This is a genomic window from Acidobacteriaceae bacterium (assembly GCA_035944135.1).
GTDB lineage: Bacteria > Acidobacteriota > Terriglobia > Terriglobales > Acidobacteriaceae > Granulicella.
This window is the reverse complement of sequence record DASZBM010000003.1, coordinates 46,179-64,936: the sequence shown is the minus strand read 5'-3', so window position 1 is coordinate 64,936 and position 18,758 is coordinate 46,179. Positions and strand designations below refer to the sequence as shown.

The 18,758-nt window shown below is 62.0% G+C and carries 18 protein-coding genes; 8 read left to right on the top strand and 10 right to left on the bottom strand.

What is annotated here, in order from left to right; translation table 11 throughout:
- Position 1: 1 nt before the first annotated feature.
- The 8 genes from atpD to hfq form a co-directional block, all read right to left on the bottom strand.
- A complete protein-coding gene (atpD, locus tag VGU25_09970) occupies positions 2–1,447 on the bottom strand; it encodes a F0F1 ATP synthase subunit beta (GenBank protein ID HEV2577525.1) in 1,446 nt (481 codons plus the stop codon).
- Between the two features lie 33 nt (positions 1,448–1,480).
- Complete coding sequence (locus VGU25_09965; GenBank protein HEV2577524.1) at positions 1,481–2,572, bottom strand: FoF1 ATP synthase subunit gamma; 1,092 nt, start codon at positions 2,570–2,572, stop codon at positions 1,481–1,483.
- A 3-nt stretch (positions 2,573–2,575) separates the two neighbouring features.
- A complete protein-coding gene (atpA, locus tag VGU25_09960) occupies positions 2,576–4,147 on the bottom strand; it encodes a F0F1 ATP synthase subunit alpha (GenBank protein ID HEV2577523.1) in 1,572 nt (523 codons plus the stop codon).
- A 57-nt stretch (positions 4,148–4,204) separates the two neighbouring features.
- The gene (atpH, locus tag VGU25_09955; GenBank protein ID HEV2577522.1) at positions 4,205–4,753 is read right to left on the bottom strand and encodes an ATP synthase F1 subunit delta; all 549 of its coding nucleotides are present in this window, start codon (positions 4,751–4,753) and stop codon (positions 4,205–4,207) included.
- Positions 4,753–5,511, bottom strand: coding sequence for an ATP synthase F0 subunit B (locus VGU25_09950; protein HEV2577521.1), 759 nt, complete (start codon positions 5,509–5,511; stop codon positions 4,753–4,755). Before VGU25_09950 ends, atpH begins: the two co-directional genes overlap by 1 nt.
- Positions 5,508–5,972 carry a hypothetical protein gene (locus VGU25_09945; GenBank protein ID HEV2577520.1) on the bottom strand — a complete coding sequence of 155 codons (465 nt, stop codon included), beginning with the start codon at positions 5,970–5,972 and terminating at the stop codon, positions 5,508–5,510. Before VGU25_09945 ends, VGU25_09950 begins: the two co-directional genes overlap by 4 nt.
- 303 nt (positions 5,973–6,275) lie before the next feature.
- On the bottom strand, positions 6,276–7,706 hold the full coding sequence (hflX, locus tag VGU25_09940; GenBank protein ID HEV2577519.1) for a GTPase HflX: 1,431 nt from the start codon (positions 7,704–7,706) through the stop codon (positions 6,276–6,278).
- 47 nt (positions 7,707–7,753) lie between these two features.
- Entirely contained in the window at positions 7,754–8,077 is a 324-nt protein-coding gene (hfq, locus tag VGU25_09935; protein ID HEV2577518.1) for an RNA chaperone Hfq, read from the bottom strand.
- A 181-nt stretch (positions 8,078–8,258) separates the two neighbouring features.
- On the opposite strand from hfq, the gene VGU25_09930 reads away from it, so the two are divergent.
- Positions 8,259–9,437 (top strand): DegT/DnrJ/EryC1/StrS family aminotransferase, encoded by a 1,179-nt coding sequence (locus VGU25_09930; GenBank protein HEV2577517.1) that lies wholly within the window; start codon positions 8,259–8,261, stop codon positions 9,435–9,437.
- Here the strand turns inward: VGU25_09930 and VGU25_09925 are convergent.
- Both VGU25_09925 and VGU25_09920 read right to left on the bottom strand, forming a co-directional pair.
- The gene (locus VGU25_09925; GenBank protein HEV2577516.1) at positions 9,434–10,636 is read right to left on the bottom strand and encodes an SH3 domain-containing protein; all 1,203 of its coding nucleotides are present in this window, start codon (positions 10,634–10,636) and stop codon (positions 9,434–9,436) included. The genes VGU25_09930 and VGU25_09925 overlap by 4 nt on opposite strands.
- Before the next feature lie 56 nt (positions 10,637–10,692).
- Complete coding sequence (locus VGU25_09920) at positions 10,693–11,892, bottom strand: beta-propeller fold lactonase family protein (GenBank protein HEV2577515.1); 1,200 nt, start codon at positions 11,890–11,892, stop codon at positions 10,693–10,695.
- A gap of 185 nt (positions 11,893–12,077) precedes the next feature.
- On the opposite strand from VGU25_09920, the gene VGU25_09915 reads away from it, so the two are divergent.
- The 7 genes from VGU25_09915 to VGU25_09885 are packed head-to-tail and all read left to right on the top strand — an operon-like array spanning position 12,078 to position 18,750.
- A complete protein-coding gene (locus tag VGU25_09915) occupies positions 12,078–12,590 on the top strand; it encodes a twin-arginine translocase TatA/TatE family subunit (protein ID HEV2577514.1) in 513 nt (170 codons plus the stop codon).
- Positions 12,580–13,374, top strand: coding sequence for a twin-arginine translocase subunit TatC (tatC, locus tag VGU25_09910; GenBank protein ID HEV2577513.1), 795 nt, complete (start codon positions 12,580–12,582; stop codon positions 13,372–13,374). Before VGU25_09915 ends, tatC begins: the two co-directional genes overlap by 11 nt.
- Positions 13,374–14,345, top strand: a complete 972-nt coding sequence (locus VGU25_09905; protein HEV2577512.1) for a M28 family peptidase — start codon at positions 13,374–13,376, stop codon at positions 14,343–14,345. The genes tatC and VGU25_09905 overlap by 1 nt, the downstream gene beginning before the upstream one ends.
- Before the next feature lie 42 nt (positions 14,346–14,387).
- A complete protein-coding gene (locus VGU25_09900) occupies positions 14,388–15,311 on the top strand; it encodes a TerC/Alx family metal homeostasis membrane protein (protein ID HEV2577511.1) in 924 nt (307 codons plus the stop codon).
- 36 nt (positions 15,312–15,347) lie between these two features.
- Complete coding sequence (gene aroB, locus VGU25_09895; protein HEV2577510.1) at positions 15,348–16,493, top strand: 3-dehydroquinate synthase; 1,146 nt, start codon at positions 15,348–15,350, stop codon at positions 16,491–16,493.
- A complete protein-coding gene (ubiE, locus tag VGU25_09890; GenBank protein HEV2577509.1) occupies positions 16,490–17,260 on the top strand; it encodes a bifunctional demethylmenaquinone methyltransferase/2-methoxy-6-polyprenyl-1,4-benzoquinol methylase UbiE in 771 nt (256 codons plus the stop codon). The genes aroB and ubiE overlap by 4 nt, the downstream gene beginning before the upstream one ends.
- An 8-nt stretch (positions 17,261–17,268) precedes the next feature.
- Positions 17,269–18,750 carry a cation-efflux pump gene (locus VGU25_09885; GenBank protein HEV2577508.1) on the top strand — a complete coding sequence of 494 codons (1,482 nt, stop codon included), beginning with the start codon at positions 17,269–17,271 and terminating at the stop codon, positions 18,748–18,750.
- Positions 18,751–18,758 lie beyond the last annotated feature (8 nt).

The window sequence follows — 18,758 nt, the reverse complement described above, 5'->3', positions numbered from 1 at the left end:
TTTACGCCGTCGCCTTCATCTTCTCCGCAGCCGCCATCACGTCTTCGATGCCGCCCTTTAGATAAAACGCCTGCTCCGGAATATCGTCGTGCTTGCCCTCGATGATCTCTTTGAAGCTGCGCACCGTGTCCTCGACCTTCACATACGCACCCGGAATTCCGGTGAAGATTTCCGCGACGTGGAACGGCTGCGAGAGGAAGCGCTGCACTTTACGAGCGCGGGCGACGGTGAGCTTGTCTTCTTCCGAGAGCTCGTCGATGCCGAGGATGGCGATAATGTCCTGCAGGTCCTTGTAGCGCTGCAGAATGCGCTTCACACCCTGTGCGACATCGTAGTGCTCCTGGCCGACGACCCGCGGCGTCAGGATGCGCGAGGTCGAGGCCAAAGGATCGACAGCCGGATAGATACCAAGTTCCGACAGCGGACGTGAGAGCACGGTCGTGGCATCGAGGTGGGCGAAGGTCGTCGCCGGCGCCGGATCGGTAAGGTCATCGGCGGGCACGTAAACGGCCTGCACTGACGTGACGGAACCCTTCTTGGTCGACGTGATGCGCTCCTGCAGTTCGCCCATTTCGGTGGCGAGGTTCGGCTGGTAGCCTACGGCCGACGGCATACGGCCCAGCAGCGTGGAAACCTCAGAACCGGCCTGCGTGAAGCGGAAGATGTTGTCGATGAAGAGCAGCGTATCGGCGCCTTCTTCGTCGCGGAAGTACTCAGCGACGGTGAGGCCGGTCAGCGCGACGCGCAAACGCGCCCCTGGCGGCTCGGTCATCTGCCCATAGATCAGCGCGGCCTTCGACTTCGGCAGGTCCTTGAGGTCGATAACGCCCGACTCCTGAAACTCATGCCAGAGATCATTGCCCTCGCGCGTGCGCTCACCCACCCCGGCAAACACCGAGAAACCGCCGTGCTTCATCGCGACGTTGTTGATGAGCTCCTGGATGATGACGGTTTTGCCGACGCCCGCGCCACCGAAGAGGCCGATCTTGCCGCCCTTCAAGAATGGCTGGATGAGGTCAATGACCTTCACGCCGGTCTCGAACATCTCTTCCGAGGTCGACTGCTCGTCGAACGCGGGAGCCTGCCGGTGAATCGGCATGTGGACCTCAGCGTTGACGGGGCCGAGCTCGTCGACGGGCTGACCGAGCACGTTCAGCACGCGTCCCAGCGTTGGGCGACCCACCGGAACCATGATCCCAGAGCCCGTGTCGGTGGCTTTCATGCCGCGAACCATACCTTCGGTCGCCGTCATCGCGATGCAGCGCACGCGGCCTTCGCCCAGATGCTGCTGCACCTCCAAGATGACGTCGATCGGTTGCGGGACATCGAACCCGTCACTTGTGACGCGGATTGCCTGGTAGATCGGAGGCATCTTCGCCTCGCCGAATTGCACGTCAACGGCCGGGCCGCTAACGCTGATGACTTTGCCAATGTTCTCTTCTGCCATAAATCCTCTAACCAAAACTCTCAACCAAAATCTTTACAGCGCCGCCGCACCCGAAACGATCTCGATAATCTCCTTCGTGATGGCAGCCTGACGAACGCGGTTCATCGTCAGCGACAGCTTGTCGATCAGCTCGCCGGCATTCTTCGTTGCCGCATCGGTTGCGGTCATGCGCGCGGCATGTTCGGCGGCAATCGACTCAAGCAGCGCGTGGAATATCTGGGTCGTCACGTACTTCGGCATCAGGTGACGAAAGAGACGGTCCGGTGCCTGGTCGAAGATGTAGTCGACATCAGCGGTGCCGAAGCGCTTCGCCTCCTGCTCGATCACAGACTCCTCGGGCTCGTAGATCGACACACCGGAGGTCTCAGCGGCGCGTGCTGCGGCTTCCCTCTGCTCCTCGGTCATCTCTTCCGACGCTGTGATCTCATGCGTGCCGAGCTTGCGAATCGGTAGCAGCTTCTCAACCACGACGCGCTGCGAGATTACGGACTTGAACTCGTTGTAGACAAGATAGACAGCGTCGATCTCGGCGCGCTCGTAGCGGTCGATGATGGAGTAGGCCATCTCCGAGATGTGCCCGATGTCAGCCTTGATGAGCAGGTCGGCGTGCTCCGCCGCGACCTCGATGGGTTGCGCGCGATGACGGATGTCTTCGATGTGCCTCGCGAGCTCGTTGTCGTATAGCTCTTCCTTGTGCTCGTAGACGGCCGCCGGATACTTCCGCTTGTACAGGCCAATCGCCTTCTTGCCGATCGGCTCGAGGTCGACGTTCTGACCCATCCCACGGCGCTCATCGATAAACTTCTGCGCTGCCTTGCCGATGTTCGAGTTGAAGCCGCCGGCGAAGCCCTTGTCACCAGCGATGACGACGACGAGGACGTTCTTCTCCTCGCGTTCAACCAGCAGCGGGTGCATAATGTCGCCGGTCTGTTCGTCGAAAAGATCTGTCCGGCGCACTAAAGACTCAAGGACATTCGTGAGCATCTGCGCGTACGGACGCGCCTGCAGAGCACGCTCCTGCGCGCGCCGCAGCTTGGCTGCGGAGACCATCTTCATGGCACGCGTAATCTGCCGCGTATTCTTCACGCTGCGGATACGGCGACGTAGATCGAGTACGTTGGGCATGGGTTAAGCAGCGGCTCCTGCGGTCTGCTTGGCCTGATCCTTGTCCTGGTTCTTGTCGGCAAGCTTTGCCTTGAAGTCCTGCTTGTACTCGTTGATGGCGCCGGTAAGGCGCTTGCGCAGATCGTCGTCGAACGCCTTCTTGGCCTCGATGTCGGCCAGGAGCTGGCTCTGCGCACCCTCCATATAAGGATGCAGGCCGTCTTCGAACGCTCGGATGTCCTTCACCTCGACGTCGTCGAGCAGGCCCTGCGTTCCGGCGTAGATGATGACCACCTGCTGCACCCACGTCAGCGGGTGAAACTGCGGCTGCTTAAGCAGCTCAGTAAGGCGCGATCCACGGTTCAGCTGATTCTGTGTGACCTTGTCGAGATCCGAACCGAACTGCGCGAACGCAGCGAGTTCGCGATACTGCGCGAGGTCGAGCTTCAGCGTGGAGCCGACCTGCTTGGTCGCCTTGATGGCGGCGGCGAATCCTACGCGCGAGACCGAAAGACCAACGTTCACAGCCGGGCGGACACCGGAGTTGAAGAGGTCGGTTTCGAAGAAGATCTGTCCGTCAGTGATCGAAATGACGTTCGTCGGAATATACGCCGAGACGTCGCCGGCCTGCGTCTCGATGATCGGAAGCGCAGTGAGTGACCCTCCGCCATTCTCCTTGGACATCTTCGCCGAGCGCTCCAGCAGACGCGAGTGGAGATAGAAGACGTCGCCCGGGTAGGCCTCGCGTCCCGGCGGACGGCGCAGCAACAGCGAGATTTCGCGATAGGACGCGGCATGCTTCGACAGATCGTCGTAAATGATCAGCGCATGCTTGCCGCTATCGCGGAAGTACTCGCCCATCGCGGTCGCTGCGAAGGGAGCGAGATACTGCATCGGCGCGGGCTCGGACGCCGTGGCGGCGACGACGATGGTATAGGCCATCGCGCCGTACTTCTCGAGCGTCTGAACGACCTGCGCGACCGAAGACCTCTTCTGACCGACCGCGCAGTAGATGCAGATGAGATTGTTCTTCGCCGAGTTAATGATCGTGTCGAGCGCGACGGCAGTCTTGCCGGTCTGGCGGTCGCCGATAAGCAGCTCGCGCTGGCCGCGGCCAATCGGAATCATTGTGTCGATGGCCTTGATGCCGGTGGCCATCGGCTCGGTGACGGACTGGCGCGCAATGACGCCGGGAGCGAGGCGCTCGACGGGAAGCCGGTGCGGAGTGTTAATGGGGCCCTTGTCGTCGATGGGCTGGCCGAGCGCGTTCACGACGCGGCCGATCATAGCCTCGCCGACTGGGACGTCCATGATGCGGCCAGTGCGCTTGACCTGGTCGCCTTCGCTGATCTCGGTGTAGTCGCCAAGCAGAACAACGCCAACCTGATCCTCTTCGAGGTTCATCGCGAGGCCGGAGACGCCGTGCGGGAAGTCGATCAGCTCGCCGGCCATCGCCTTGTCGAGCCCGTGCACGCGGGCGATGCCGTCGCCGAGCGTGATGACCGTGCCAACCTCGTCGACCTGGATGCGCTGCTCGTAATTGTCAATCTGGCTGCGCAGCAGCTCGGTAATCTCGTTTGCCTGAATCTGTGCCATGCTCTTCCCTTTTTCTCTTTGAACCTTTTTGACTCTAGACCTGCGCGCCGGCAGTTGTCAGGCGCCCGCTGCGGCCAACCGCTGTCGCATCTGCTCAAGCTGTCCGCGGACCGAACCGTCGTAGACCGTCGAGCCAAGCTTCACAACCGCGCCGCCAAGTAGCGAGGCGTCCTCGCGGTATGTAGCCTGGATGCGCGGCTCGCCAGCAAGCCTGGCGACCTGCAGCTCGAGCAGACGGCGGTTGTCAGCATCGAGCGGACGGGCTGTAGTGATCTCCACCTCGGCGATGCCGGAGTTTGCGTCTGCAATCTTTGCGTACGCCGCGATCATGTCGCGGAGTTCATGCAGGCGCTGGTGATGCGTAATCACGGCGATGAAGTTGCGAATGGGCCGCGAGAGGCCAAGCCGTGGCGCGAGCGCGTCGAGCACTTTCAACTTTTGCGCTTCGGGGATCGAAGGATTCTGCAGCACCTCGCGAAGCTCAGCGCTTTCCTCGAGCAGATTCGCAAAGTTCTCGAGCTGGCCCTGTGAAGCGATGAGGTCGAGCTGCTGATTGGTGACGACGGCGGCGAGAGCACGCGCGTAACGGAGGTCGACGACAGCCATCAGTTCTTTCCTCCGTTATCGCCCGTCAGGTGGCGGGCGAAACTTTCAACAAGGAGGCGGTCGGTTTCGGCAGTGACCACGAGCTTGCGTGCAGCCTGCTCGATCGCCAGGCCGGCGGCGAACTGCTGAATGTCGCGGCGTGCAGCCGATGTCGCGGCCTGAATCTCAGCTTCGGCGGCAGCGAGGATCTTCGTCTTCTCATCTTCGACACTGGCGCGGATGCGACGCGCTTCCTTTTCGGCGTCGGATTCAGCCTGATGGCGCATCGCGGCAATCTGGTCGTCGAGCTTGGAGAGGCGAGCTTCTACGGAGTTCAGGCGGGCGCTGGCCTCTTCAGTAGCAGTGCGCGCATCAACGAGCTGCTTCTGGATCCTGGTGTTGCGCGCAGCGAAGGTCTTCGGCAGCAGCTTCAGCAGCCCGTACCCGACGGCGATCGCAAGGATAAGGAAATTGACAAGCGTGAATGCCGTCGCCGCTTGTTCGGCGTCGAGGCCAATCCAGGAGCCGAGTTTCCGCACCGCGGCCGAGTGACGATATTCATCGTTCTCGTCCCGGACCTCTTCCTTTTTCTCGGGAACGGCGTTATCCGGCTCGGAGGCCTCACCGGCGTTAGCAGGAGCCTGCTGACGCGGCTGTTCATGATGCGCGTGAGCCTGTGCGTGCAGCTGCAACGCGGGAACGGGCATCAGCGCAAGCGCAAGCAGAGCGACAAACGAGCAGCGCCGAAGACGGCGGGAGATCATGCAAAAGAATGTCACTGACGGGCCTCCGCAACGGCCTCGCCGACCGGCAGAATGGCCTTGATGATCTGCTCTCCGAGCATCGCGGCAGCGCGCTCAATCTGCTCGCGAGCGATGACGGTCGAGCTCTCGATGTCAGCCTTGGCCGATTGAATCTTCTTCTGGGCCTGCTCACGCGCGTCCTTGAGAGCGGCTTCGCGCTCGGCCTGCAGACGCTGCAGTTGCTGCTCACGCAGGGCTAGAATCTGCGCGCGGGCGGCGCGGAGCTTCTCTTCGTAGGCAGAGGTCTCGGCTTCGGCAGCGGCGATGGCGCCGCGGGCCTGCTCGACAGCCCCGGAGGTACGGGCGCGCCGTTCGGCGAGGGTATGCTCCAGCGGCCGGCGGACCAAAATGCCGTAGGCGACCACGAGCAGGATGAAAAAGATCGCAGTCGGCACAGCGCCGAGCAGCAGACCACCAAGTTGGTTGAGAATTTCCATGTAATTCTACGGGTAGGACGGGCGGCGGGGCTTTTCGCTGCCCGCTGAGTGCGCACACTTCAGGCGGCGCAGATTCCATACCTACGTTCCTTCTAGTTGTAGCAAACGCGCGCTTTGAACGTCAAAACTGCGAGACCGGTAATCGGTGGATAATGGCGATAATCAACCGCCAGGATGTCCGCCAGCGACGTTCAATTTGTGCTCCCTTCGCGAGATTTTTTGGTGCATCTTGCGTCGGGAGGCGTACACTAAGGCTACCACCCGAGACCCGTTCCGGGTCGTGCAGGCCGCGTGAAAGGGGATTTACCTCCGCTCCCCACTCAGGCGGCCTGTATTGTTGTTATCGCCATTTGCCTGATAGCGCCGATAACGGCCGAGAAGCGATGTCGGTCCCACAGCGGTCAGCGCAATGTTGTTGCCTTCATAACTCTGGTTGAGCAGCGTCGCACCGCGCTCGAGTGCTGCCAAAACGCGCCCTTCCGACTGCGGAATCCGGAACTTCGCCTCGACGAGCGGGTCGGCCGTGAGTGCGGCGTCGATCGCCTGAAGAAGATTGTCGAGACCTTGGCCCATGAGCGCAGAGACTGCGATCGCGCCTGCAGGCATTGGCGTGGCGCCTTCGGCTAGCAGATCAATCTTGTTGAAGACCTGGAGGGTGGGCTTGTCCTGCACGCCAAGTTCAGTGAGCACAGCCTCGACCTCGACCCGTTGCTCTTCAAGCAGCGGGCTGGCGGAGTCGCGAACGTGCAGGAGCAACTCGGCGCGCTCCACCTCTTCCAGAGTCGCCCGAAAGCTGGTCACGAGACTGTGCGGGAGCTTGCGGATGAATCCGACAGTGTCCGACAGCAGGACCTTGCGGCGCGAGGGCAACGTGAGCTGTCGAAGCTTGGGATCGAGCGTGGCGAACATGCGCTCGGAGGCGAGGACTTCAGCTCCGGTGAGAGTGTTGAAGAGCGTCGATTTGCCGGCGTTGGTGTAGCCGACGAGCGCCACGGTGGGAACGGGAACGGCTTCGCGGCGCCCCCGCTGTTGGCGGCGGATGCGGCGCACAGCCTCAAGCTGCTGCTTGATGCGGTCGATGCGGGCGTTGATGCGGCGACGATCGGTTTCGAGCTGCGTCTCACCTGGGCCGCGGGTGCCGATGCCGCCCCCGAGCTGCGACATGGTTTTGCCGCGGCCGGCGAGGCGAGGGAGCTGGTACTCAAGCTGAGCGAGCTCGACCTGGAGCTGGCCCTCGCGGGTACGGGCGTGCCGGGCGAAGATGTCGAGAATGAGCTGCGTTCGATCGATCACGCGGCAGGGCAACCGCGCCTCAAGATTCCGGAGCTGGGATGGCGATAGGTCATGGTCGAAGAGGACGAGATCGGCCTCCGTGGAGCGAGCCGTGGCATCGATCTCGTCGAGCTTGCCTCCGCCGACGAGAGTTGCCGGGTCGGGGCGTGGGCGGTGCTGCACGAGCACCGCGGCGATCTCGGCTTCAGCGGAGCGGGCGAGTTCCTGGAATTCGGCCAGCGACAGGTCGAACTCGAGGTCGCGAGTAAGCGTCGGTTCGGCGGCTTCGGGTGCAGCTTCGCCGCGGGTCGCACGGTCAAGCGCGGCAGACGCACGGGCCTGCCGGGCCGCCGGCGAAAGACCGGGGCGTCCGCTGGTGAAGTCGACGGCGACGAGCACCGCGCGCTCCCGCGCGGCACCGCCGCGTGCCCGCCCAGCGATGGCATGAGGAGCTGCTGACATACGACTCTCTAGTTTCTTCCGGCTGATACCCGGCCCGGCGTTCGCGTTCAGCGAGCGACGGCAGTTGGCGTGGCCGGAGTGCCCTCAGCGGTCGCGGAGGCCGGCCCAGGTCGATGTTCTGCGCCGGGCGCGCCCGCCGGTCTCGGCTCGGTGTGCAGCGCCGGTCGGCCGCTGACCACGGTGGAGATCGCGTGCTTGAAAATAAGCTGCTCCTGCGCGTTGTTCTCCAGCAGTACCGAGTACTTGTCGAAGGAACGGATCCGCCCTGTCAGCTTGACGCCGCTGACCAGATAAATGGTGATGGGGCTCTTGTCCTTCCGAACAGTGTTGAGAAAGGTGTCCTGAATATTCTGCGCCGGCTTCGAGTCCATAATGGCCGATCTCCTGGGTGATACGTCTGTCAAACAATTTGCTGCCGATGGGCCTCTGCTGCCAAACCCCGCACTGCCCAAAGTGCAACCACTACCCTACAGTCTTCGGCGACCTCCCGCAACAAGCCGTCCCGCTGCCCTGCGCCGGGAGAACCACAGGCGGCAGCGTAGGATTAAAGCAATGTCAGAGACGACCTCGAAAGGCACCCGCCAAACCGTTCAGATGCTTGATTTCCGGCGCGAGTTCTCCGCGATCCGGAATGAAGTGCTTTCGGCCATCGAAGACGTCTGCGATTCGCAGCGATTCATCCTAGGCCCCCAGGTCGAGCGGTTCGAACGGGCGGCCGCGGAGGCGTGCGGTGTGGGGTATGCGGCAGGGTGCGCCAGCGGCACCGATGCCCTCTGGCTGGCGTTGGCGGCCCTGAAACTGGGCCCCGGTGATGCCGTAGTTACGACCCCCTTCAGCTTCTTCGCGACGGTCAGCTCGATCCTCCGGGCCGGGGCGGTCCCGGTGCTGGCAGATATCGACCCCGCGACGTTCAACCTGTCCCCTGCGGCCGTCGAGGAGGGGCTGAAGAGGGCCGCTCCGGTGGGAGCAACACGGATCTCGGCCATCATGCCCGTACATTTATACGGCCAGTGTGCCGAGATGGACGGCCTAGCGGAGCTGGCGAAGAGGTACGACCTGAGGATCGCGGAAGACGCCGCGCAGGCATTTGGGGCATCGTGGAACGGGGTCCGCGCGGGCGGACTGGGGGATGCGGCCGCGTTCAGCTTCTACCCGACCAAGAACCTGAGTGCGATGGGCGACGCCGGCATGGTCACGACGCGGTCCGCCGACACGGACGAGCGCGTGCGCATGCTGCGGACACATGGCATGCGGAGGCGGTACTTCCATGACGAGATTGGCTGGAACGCGCGCATGGATACCATCCAGGCGGCGGTTCTGGAAGTGAAGTTGACGCGGCTGGACGCCGGAAACGCTCGGCGGCGGGAGTTGGCTTCGCTATACGACGCAGAATTCCGCGACGCGGGGCTGGTGGGTTCGAGCGTTGCCGACGGTGTCGTGCTGCCGTGGACCGATCCACGGGCCGAGCACGTGTTCCACCAGTACGTGATTCGCGCGCCGCGACGGGACGCGCTGCGAGCCTTTCTCACCAGCGAGGGCATCGGGTCGGAAATCTACTATCCGCTACCGCTGCACCTGCAGGAGAGTTTGGCATTTCTCGGCTACCGCAAAGGCGACTTCCCCGAGAGCGAGCGCGCGGCAGACGAGGTGCTCGCGCTGCCGATCTATCCGGAGCTGCGCGAGGATGAAGTTGAGACCGTAGTGGATGCGATTCGGCGGTTCTACGCTTAGCGCTTCCGTCCCTTCTTCTCCTTCTTGGGTTCCGGTGCCGGATGCGCTTCCGCAGGAGGCGGCGTGTTCGGCGGCAGGATGCGCCGGCAGATATTGCCCTCGAGCCGATAGGTCTTGGTGATTACCTTCGCAGGCTTGATCTCGCCAGTCTTCGGATCTGGCACGGGCTGCGGCGCATCGGCCGAAAGCACGTTATAGCTGAACGTCGGCAGTTGCTGCATAGCGTCCGGGGCTTTGCCGTAGGGATCCTTCGACTTGAAGAGCTTCACTGGCAGATAGCCCTCGATGTTGTGCTCGCGGAAGCTGGTCTCGTAGCGGTGCTTCTTGATGTTCCATATGAAGACGCGGACCTGGTCGAAGTCGTACGGCAGCCCGGCCTGCCACGAGTTGAGCACCGCAACGTACTCAGGAACGCTGGTGACAGTCTGGCCGTTGTCGAGCATGCCCGACTCGGGGTCGTTGACCGTGGTCAGGAGATAGGAGCCGACCACACGCTGACCTTCGGCATACCGCGCGAGCGTGTCCGGCACGCTCACGTCGATCAGGTGCGAGTAGACCCAGCCGGTCTGGCCGTTGGCTCCGCGGACGAGCCACCAGTCTTCCATGGCAGGAGGAGGTGGCGTGGTTGGCGCGGGCTTCCCTTTCGTCGTAGTCGCCGGTTTCTGCGCGTCCGCGACGAGGCCGCCGGGAGGCAGCGGCTTGGCTACGGTGGCGCGCTCGAGCAGGCTTACAGGATCGTTCTCGGAGAGACGGAAGAAACGGTCAGTCTCGCGTCCCGGGCTGATGTGCAGGTAAACGTCGTCGCGTGCGGTGGCGGAGGCAATTACGGGATCTTTCTGATGCTGCCGCCGTAGAGCATCGAACTGATCCGCAAGAGCCTGGTCCGCCGTCAGGCGGGTCTCGAGCCATCCAACGTTGCCCTCCGGCGTCTTCACCTTGACGAACCGCCGATCGCGTTCGAGCACCTCGAGCTTCTCGCCGTTCGTAACCTCGCCGGTGCGGTTGGAGACGGCAGCAACGCGGTCACGCAGAATGCTGTTTTTGGCGATGACGTAAACATACTGAGTCTCACTGTGCGCACGAAAGCGGCTGCAGCCCGACGGGACGATGAGCCCGCAGATCGCGGCGATGGCCAGCAGCCAGCGTGCCTGCCGAAATTGCCTGCGGCGGACGGAGGTCGAGTGCGAATCAGGAGACATGTATGTGCAAATTCCTCGGCGGTTGAAGTCGGGTGGGCTGGCGGATATGAAAGATGCTAGTGAGTCATGGCAAGTATGGCGGGATAGGCAGTAGACGTTCCGGTGCCCGCGCTGGTAACAAGCGTCAGGCCCCCGGTGCTCCCAATCGTAAAGAGTTGAACCCCGGAACTGCCGTTATAGCCGGCAGCCACCATGTAGGTGCCGGATTTGTCGACGCCGAGGGCAGAGACGTTTGTGGGCCCGGTGAACGGCGAGCCAGACACCTGCGTGAGCGCGGCGGAGCTGTTAATCGAGTAGCTCGAGATGGTCCCCGCGCCTTCGTTCGCGGTGTAGACGTATCCCTGATTCGCGCTGAGCACGATGGAGCGCGGAATAACGCCGGTAGCATAGCTTGCCGTCGACTTGAGGCTCGCATCTCCGGCCGAATCCGTAATCTGATAAACGGCGAGCGCGCTCGTCCGGGCGATATAGACGTAGTTGTTACTGTCGAGCGTAACGGAGTAATCCCCGCTTGGCGATGCCTGCGTCGACCCTGAAGGAATGACCAGTGGACTGGTAGTCGTGATGCCGGAGCTGCTCGAATACGGGTAGATGGCCGTCCCGGCACTGCCAAGCGAAGCAAGTACAAACTCTCCGCTCGGAGCGACCTTGACCGTGCACGTCTGGCTGATCACCGCGCCGCCCAGAGTGCAGTCGGTACCCGGCAGACCGAAGGTTCCCGCCCGCGCAAGGTTTCCGCTGCTGTCGATTGTGTACTCGGTCAGAAGGGTTCCTGTCGTGTCGACGGAGAACAGAAACTTGCCGTCAGGCGAGATGTCCATAGACGAGATAGCGCCACTGATCTGCACCTGTCCGCCGTTGGGACCGGACAGCTGGCCGGTGCTTGAATTGATCGAATAGACGTAAATGCCGGGATTCGCTGCACCCGGCAAGCTGGCCACATAAAGGATGGCGTCATTCGGTGAAACGGTCATCGCCACCGGGATGTAGGTCAGATTGAACGGCGAGCCCGTGATCGCCGCGAGCGAGCCGTTGCCGATGTTATAGCCGGACACATACGTCGAGCCCGCCGTCGCGTTTGAAACATAGACGTAGTCGGTGCTGGTCGACCCGCCGCCGCTCCCGCTCGAAGGACAGCTCGCCTTCTGGCAGACGAAGAAGTTGTGGCAGCCGGCCAACAGAACCGTCGCCGCAAGCGCGAGAGCCGCGCCGCCACGAGCCACAATCCGCCCGGCGGCTTTCCGCGATGGATACACCGTTGTCTCCTCAACACCATTGTCGCAGGTCGGCCCGCAGCTCCCCATCCTTCTTGCTGTCATGCCAGTGGGACGTATCAGGCCCGGAACTGTCTGCGGATCGAACCCGCAAATTTTTCTGCCCCCTTCAGTTATGGGCGAGGCTTTGGCTATCCGCATCGCTGCCCGGTATCATCGTTATCGACATGCCTAGCTTTTCCGACAGCATCTTTTTGTTCGTGCTGGCACTCCTGCTCTTCGGGCCCAAGAAGCTGCCTGCACTGGCGCGCGAGCTGGGCAAATGGGTGGGCGAGTTCCGCCGCGCTTCCAACGAGTTCAAGATGCAGATGGAAGAGGAGCTCCGCCAGTCCGAGCAGGAAGAACGGCAGAAGCAGATTGCCGCCATGGAAGCCGCCGCTCCTGTGGCACTACCGGTTGAGGAGTCGTCGCACCCCCACCTGCCGGAGCCGGTAGCAGAGAGCATTGAACCAGCCGTGACCGCCCCGGAGCCAGTGACTGAGCCACCGACCGAGCCCTTGCCGATTGCCACCTCAGGCGAGTTGAAGATGATGCCGCCATCGACCGGCCTGCCGGCGGCGCGAGGAACCAATGGGTCCGAAGATCCTTTCGGAGGCGGCTTACTGGAAGCCATCCCTTCCTCGGCCGAACAAGAGCACGCGGCCGTAGCCGTGTCAGAAGGCGAGTCCAGTGGCCGCTGACCTTCTCGATCGCGCGCGCAATGCCGCGCAGGAACGCGCTGAACTGCCCGGGATGAGCCTCATGGAGCACCTGGAGGAGCTGCGCACGCGCCTCCTCCGCTCCCTGATGTACCTCGGGCTTGGCATGGTGGTTGCCTGGATCTTCCACGTGCGTCTCGTCAACTTCATCCAGAGGCCGTTGCTCGACATTCACCTCTCGATGACGATGACCCACCCGACGGATGCGATCAATCTGTTCATCAAGACGGCGCTTGTCTTTGGCGCAATCTTCGCCAGCCCGTTCATCCTTTATCAGGTGTGGCTGTTCATTTCTCCGGGAATGTACGCGCACGAGAAGAAGTACGTCTTTCCGTTTCTCTTCATCACCGTCGTTCTGTTCCTTGCAGGAGCGTGGTTCGGCTACCGTTACGTGCTGCCCGGCGCGATGGTGATTCTGATCCAGGACTTCGGAAAGAACTTCACCCACATGATCACGATCGAGGACTACACGGGATTCTTCCTCGCCGTCATCCTCGGACTGGGCATCTGCTTTGAAATGCCCGTGCTGATCTTTTTCCTCTCGCTATTCGGCCTGGTGGATGCAAAGTTTCTGCTGAAGCATTTCCGTTACGCGATCCTCGCGATCTTCCTGGTTGCAGCAATCATCTGCCCATCGCCCGAGCCTACCGCCATGTGCCTCTTCGCTGCGCCAATGCTGGCGTTGTACTTCATAGGAGTGGCCGTGGCGTACTTCGTTCACCCAAGCCGGCGAAAGAAGCAGGCAGAACTAAAAGGAGCAGCCTGATGAAGCGCCGTTTGCTCACCCGTGCAGCGATGCACTCAATGCTGCTGTTCGCCTTGGCGTGGACCCAGACACTCTTCGCTTCGCCGAAAACGCACGCTGCCACGCCAGCCGCGTCCCATGCTATTTCCGGAGCTGAAGTCCTGCGGTTGACGCAGCAATACGTCGATGTCGCGCCGAAACGCTACGTCGGCTCACCCGGCCACGCGGCAGCGGAGAACTTCATCCGCCAGCACTTTCAGCCCGAGGCGGCCAAGGGCGACTTCGTCACCGACGAATTCTACGCACGCACGCCGATCGGCACAGTGCCGATGCGGAACTTCATTGTGAAGTACCCGGGCAAGAAGGACGGCATCATCGTCCTCGCCTCGCATTACGAGACGAACTACTGGCTCAAGGACGTGAACTTCATCGGGGCGGATGACGGCGCCTGCACGACCGCGCTGCTGATCGCAATCGGTCAATACCTGCGCGAGCATCCGCCGCAAGGCTACTCCGTGTGGCTGCTGCTCGACGACGGCGAAGAGTCGATCAATCAGCAGTGGACCGACGCCGACTCGCTCTATGGCGTACGGCACATCGCCGCCAAATGGAGCGCCGACGGCACTCTCGGCAAAATCAAAGCCTTCATCGTCGCGGACATGATTGGTGCGAAGAACATGAACATCGATCGGGAGGCAAACTCCACGCCATGGCTGCTCGATCTGCTCGCTAAGGCCGGCAAGGACACAGGCCATTCGAACATGATGTTCCGGAACTCCGGCCCGATCGACGACGATCACATTCCGTTCAAGCAGCGCGGAGTTCCGGTGCTGGATGTCATCGCGTATGAGTATGGGCCTTTCGATCAACAGCGAGGCGACTACGCGTACCATCACACTGCACAGGACACAATGGACAAGCTGAGCGCACAGAGCCTGCAGGTCTCGGCCGATCTCTTCCTGGATCTGATTCGGCTGATCAACGAGCACTAAGCTGGAGCAGCGCTTCAAGCGCCGGAAGGAGTTCCGCGGGTGGTGACGCCAATCTCCTACTGGATTGCATTCCACGCCGCGCTGATTCTCCTGCTCGCAGCCGAGTACTTGATGGCGCACCGTGTGCGCGAGACGCGCCGCAAAGCACTCTACGCAACCTTCATCTGGGTTGCCGCCGCGCTGGCTCTCGCCGGCTTACTGCTCCCACATTTCGGCTCCCGTGGAACCGTGCAGTATCTCGCGGCCTACGCGATCGAAGAGTCTCTCTCGGTCGATAACCTGTTCGTCTTCCTTCTTCTGTTTCGCATCTTCCGGATTCCAGAGCAGCGCCAGCCAAGGGTGCTCTTCTGGGGAGTCGCGGGCGCCATTGTCATGCGCGGCGCGTTCATCGCAGCCGGCGTCGGCCTGCTGAATCGCTTCCATTGGATCAGCTATGTCTTCGGCGCGCTGCTGCTCATCAGCTCCGTTCGTCTCGTACTGCCCAGCCATGAAAAGGAAAAGACTCCCGCGTGGATCACGTGGATCCGCCGCATTCACCCAGTCAGCGAACGGCAGGACACGTTCTTCGCGTACGAAAACGGCCGGCGAATGATCACCGTTCTGATGCTCGCCCTGCTCGCGATTGAACTCAGCGACATTGTCTTTGCAACCGATTCCATTCCCGCGGTGCTGAGTATTACGCGCGAGCCGTTCCTCGCGTACACGTCGAACATCATGGCCGTCATGGGGCTCAGATCGCTGTACGTACTCCTGGCTGCGATGCTCGCGCGGCTCCGCTTCCTGCACTTCGGACTCGCGGCGGTCCTCGCCTTCGCGGCTATCAAGATGCTTATCTCTCCGCGCATCGAAATTGGCCCGATGCTCTCGCTGGTGGTCATCGCTGTCCTGCTCGCGATTACGATCGCGGCATCGCTGGTGTTCGCTAAACCGCAGCCCCAGCTTGAGGCCCCTGAATCAGAGGCCTAGGGAAACCTTGCAGCCGCGACGCGCTATCCTGATGAGGTGTCCTCCGACTCCAGAATCGTTACAGTACGCACGCCGAATCTTTCGTACGACGTCGAGATCGGCACGAATCTGCTCGCCTCTATCGGTGCGCGTGTAGACGCGCTTCTGCAGGGCGGCCTCCGCGCCGGCAAGCAGCGGGTGTTCGTAGTCAGCTCGCCAGAGATTCTGAAGCTGTGGGGCGATGAACTGCTCGGCGGATTCCCCGCAACACCGTCAACACTCACCGTTCCTAGCGGCGAGTCACACAAGCGACTGGCCACAGTCGAGCGCCTGCTCGAAGAACTCGCCGAGGCCGGCGCTGATCGCGATTCCGTGCTGATCGCGTTTGGCGGCGGTGTGATCGGCGACATGACCGGCTTCCTCGCTGCAATCTATATGCGCGGCATCCGCTACGTGCAGGTGCCGTCAACGCTTCTCGCGCAGGTCGACAGTTCAATCGGCGGCAAGACAGGCGTGAATCTCGCCGCTGGAAAAAACCTGGCCGGATCCTTTCATCATCCGCTCGCCGTCTACGCAGATGTTTCCACGCTGAGCACCCTGCCAGCCGACCAGCTCCGCGCGGGTCTGCAGGAGTCCATCAAAGCCGGCATCATTCGCGATCCCGATCTGTTCGCGCTGCTCGAACGCAAACACGACACAGTGCTTTCCGGAGACGCCGGAGTCCTCACAGACGTCGTCGCGGCCAGCGTGCGCGTAAAGGCGGATGTCGTAAACGCCGACGAGCGCGAATCGGGCCTGCGCATGATCCTCAATCTCGGGCACACGCTCGGGCACGCAATCGAAGCGGCCACGGGTTACAAGCAACTGCTGCATGGTGAAGCCGTGGCGTGGGGCATGCTCGCTGCGATTCGCATTGCAGCATCGCGTGGAACAATCACGACACCCGAAGCCGACCGCATGCAAGCCCTCATCCGCGCATACGGTCCGCTCAAGCCATTCCGCGCCGAGCCAGATCATCTCGTCGCGCTCACCGCCAAGGACAAGAAGAACCGCAGCGGCGCACGTTCTTTCATTCTGCCGACGAGTATCGGTAGCGTCACGATAGTGCGCGACGTGACCGAACACGAGCTGCTTGCTGCCGCACGAGAAATCGTCGAAGAGGCCCGCACCGAGCAGCCGCACCTCGACGGAGCCCTGCGGTGAACACGACGATTCACGGCAACGAAACCACGGAAGGCGCACGGCCCGCAGCAGAGAGCTCTGAGCCGGAAGCCGCAGCGCACGTACGCGAGCTCTTCGGCTCCATTGCGCCAACCTACGATCGACTCAACCATCTGCTTTCCTTCGGTTTGGATCGCCGCTGGTGGCGCCGCACCGCGAGCACATTCAGCGATATCCTCGCCCGGCCCGATGCATGCGTGCTCGACATCTGCTGCGGCACCGGCGACTTAACCGGCGCGCTGCTCGCCCGGCGCCCCACAAATATAGAAGCAGAACCTGTCATCGGCCTCGATTTCTCTCCAGAGATGTTGCGTCAAGCCGAGAGCAAATATGCGCGCCAGAATGCCCGCTGGACAGAGGGCGACGCCATGGCGCTTCCCTTCCCGGACAACTCCTTCGACCTCGTAACCTCCGCGTTCGGCTTCCGCAACCTGACGAACTACGCCGCCGCCCTCGCGGAGATTCATCGCGTGCTGCGACCCGGCGGCAGCATCGGCATCCTCGAGTGCAACCAGCCGGGCGGCCTGAGCGGCGCGTTTTACAACCTCTACTTCCATCGCATTCTGCCCGTAGTCGGCGGCTGGATCTCCGGCGAGCGCGCCGCCTACGAATACCTTCCCGCCTCCGTTCGGCGCTTTCCTCGCCCACCGCGAATGCTCCAACTGATGCAGGATGCCGGATTTAGGCACTGCACTTGGGAAGGCTATCTTCTGCGCGCTGCCGGTTTGTACCGAGGCATCAAAGCCTAAGCGAGCGCATGTATCCTCACGGCATGGCCGGAAGCACGCAGAACGTCGCCAGCACCGATCACCACGCGCGCGCTTATGCAAAGCGCACGGCTGCGCTGACGTCATTCCTTGCCGCCTCCGGAATCACTCTCCTGAAGCTCCTCACAGGGCTGCTGACCGGTTCATTGGGGATGCTGAGCGAGGCTGCGCACTCTGGCATCGATCTGATCGCGTCACTGCTGACTTTTTCTTCTGTGCGCGTATCGGATCGGCCCGCAGACGCCGAACATGCCTTCGGTCACGGCAGAGTTGAGGCCCTCTCGGCAGTAGTGGAAATCGCATTGATGGTTGCCTCCTGCATATGGATTGCGACAGAGGCCATCCTGCGCATTCTGCATCCCGAGCGGCTAGCGTTGCGCTTTTCGATCTGGCCGATCGTTGTTCTTCTCCTCTCCATCGTCGTAGACTCCGCCCGTTCCGCAGCGTTGCATCGTGTCGCAAAGGAACACCGCAGTATCGCGCTGGAGGCAGACGCAGTACACTTCGGCACCGATATTTGGTCTTCGGCTGCAGTCATCGCTGGCCTTCTGTTCTCGTTTGCGGGCCAACGATGGAATCGGCCTGTACTGCTTTACGCCGATCCGATCGCCGCGCTCGTCGTCGCCGGAATTATCCTGCACGTCACCTGGAATCTCGCGCACAAGACACTCGACTCCTTGCTCGACGCCACACCCCCCGAGGTCCGCGACAAAATTCAAGGACAAATTCTCCGGGACCTGAAAACGATCCCTGACATCGTTTCCGTGCAGCGGCTGCGTGTCCGGCGCTCGGGCTCGGATTACTTCGTGGATCTCACCCTTGGCCTTCCGCGCGCCCTCAGCTTTCAGCGTTCTGAGCAGGTTACGATGGCGGCAACAGAAACCGTCCAGAAGCGGCTCACCGGCGCAGATGTCGTTGTAAAAACCGTGCCCACCGCAACGATCGACGAGAGTCCCTTCGATCGCGTCCGTGCCGTGGCCGCGCGTCTCAACCTGAACGTTCATGACGTGAGTTTGCAGCAATACGATGGCACGCTGCATCTCGAACAGCACCTCGAAGTACCCGAGTCGATGCCGCTGCGCAATGCCCACGAGATCGCCACGCAGCTCGAGGCTGACATTCGTCGCGAGGTCCCCGGCATCGCGACGTTGCTCACTCACATCGAAGGTGAGCCCGCAACAATTGCGCATGCTGTGCCGCTCGAGACGGCCGCCAATCTCGAGAAGCAGCTTCGCAAGACCGCTGCAAACTTCCCTGAGATCCTCGATGTGCACGAGATCACCGTTACACGCGGTCACGGCGGCGCCGCCAATGCGATCCAGGTCAACTGCCACTGCACTCTGCCGGACGATCTGCCGATGAGCCGCGTGCATGCGATCATCACCGATTTTGAAAACGAGTTCCGGGTCCAGCATCCGCAGGTCACGCGCGTGCTTATCCACCCGGAACCCGCCTCCGACAATCGCAGATAACACGGCGC

Bases quoted from the DNA above. Each gene is read 5' to 3' on its own strand.
- atpD (HEV2577525.1), bottom strand. From the start codon at position 1,447: ATGGCAGAAGAGAACATTGGCAAAGTCATCAGCGTTAGCGGCCCGGCC.
- VGU25_09945 (HEV2577520.1), bottom strand. From the start codon at position 5,972: ATGGAAATTCTCAACCAACTTGGTGGTCTGCTGCTCGGCGCTGTGCCG.
- VGU25_09965 (HEV2577524.1), bottom strand. From the start codon at position 2,572: ATGCCCAACGTACTCGATCTACGTCGCCGTATCCGCAGCGTGAAGAAT.
- hfq (HEV2577518.1), bottom strand. From the start codon at position 8,077: ATGGACTCGAAGCCGGCGCAGAATATTCAGGACACCTTTCTCAACACT.
- VGU25_09885 (HEV2577508.1), top strand. From the start codon at position 17,269: ATGTATCCTCACGGCATGGCCGGAAGCACGCAGAACGTCGCCAGCACC.
- VGU25_09915 (HEV2577514.1), top strand. From the start codon at position 12,078: ATGCCTAGCTTTTCCGACAGCATCTTTTTGTTCGTGCTGGCACTCCTG.
- atpA (HEV2577523.1), bottom strand. From the start codon at position 4,147: ATGGCACAGATTCAGGCAAACGAGATTACCGAGCTGCTGCGCAGCCAG.
- VGU25_09930 (HEV2577517.1), top strand. From the start codon at position 8,259: ATGTCAGAGACGACCTCGAAAGGCACCCGCCAAACCGTTCAGATGCTT.
- atpH (HEV2577522.1), bottom strand. From the start codon at position 4,753: ATGGCTGTCGTCGACCTCCGTTACGCGCGTGCTCTCGCCGCCGTCGTC.
- hflX (HEV2577519.1), bottom strand. From the start codon at position 7,706: ATGTCAGCAGCTCCTCATGCCATCGCTGGGCGGGCACGCGGCGGTGCC.
- VGU25_09905 (HEV2577512.1), top strand. From the start codon at position 13,374: ATGAAGCGCCGTTTGCTCACCCGTGCAGCGATGCACTCAATGCTGCTG.
- VGU25_09925 (HEV2577516.1), bottom strand. From the start codon at position 10,636: ATGTCTCCTGATTCGCACTCGACCTCCGTCCGCCGCAGGCAATTTCGG.